The organism is Alcanivorax sp. HI0083 (assembly GCF_001635175.1).
Window position 1 is genome coordinate 1 of record NZ_LWFX01000258.1, and the last position, 712, is coordinate 712.

At 59.7% G+C, this 712-nt stretch carries 1 protein-coding gene; it reads right to left on the bottom strand.

Annotation, left to right across the window (positions count from 1 at the left end; genetic code table 11):
- Positions 1–712: efflux RND transporter permease subunit (locus A3754_RS02795; RefSeq protein ID WP_197468408.1), on the bottom strand; the 712-nt coding region annotated here is incomplete at both ends.

The following is a 712-nucleotide window of genomic DNA, read 5'->3' on the forward strand; positions in this document are numbered from 1 at the left end:
ACTTTACGCGCCTTCATAGCCTTGCCGAGCACGGTGCGGTAATGCCCCTCCAGCCAGTTCACCAACCGGTTGGGCTTTTCTTCCACGCCGTTGCGGAACAGGAAACCGGCCAGCGCCGGCACCACGATCAGCGCTACCAATACAGCGGCAGTCATGGCCAGCATGATGCTGATGGCCATGGGTACGAACATTTTTGCTTCCACCCCTTCGAAGGCGAACAGGGGCAGGAACACCACCAGGATAATGCTGGCGGCGAAGAACACCGGGCGTGCCACTTCCTGGGCGGCGTCTTTCACGCGTAAGGCAATGCCGCCTTTGGTGTCGTGGCTACCCTCTTTTCGGCTCAGATGTTTGAAGATGTTTTCCACCATCACCACGGAGCCATCCACCAGCATGCCGATGGCCACGGCCAGGCCACCCAGTGACATCAGGTTGGCGGACATGCCCAGGCTGGCCATCGCCAACAAGGCCAGGCCGATGGAGAGCGGAATGGACAACAATACCAACGCGGTGGCGCGCAGGTTCATCAGGAACAGGGCCAGTACGATGACGATAAACACAAACGCCAGCAGCAAGGCGGTAACCACGGTGCTCACTGCTTTTTCCACCAGGTCCGCCTGATCGTAGAACACCTCGAACTGCACACCCTCCGGCAGGGCCTGCTGGATGCGCGCTTCGCGCTCCTTGATGCCATCAATGGTGGCCTTGGTGT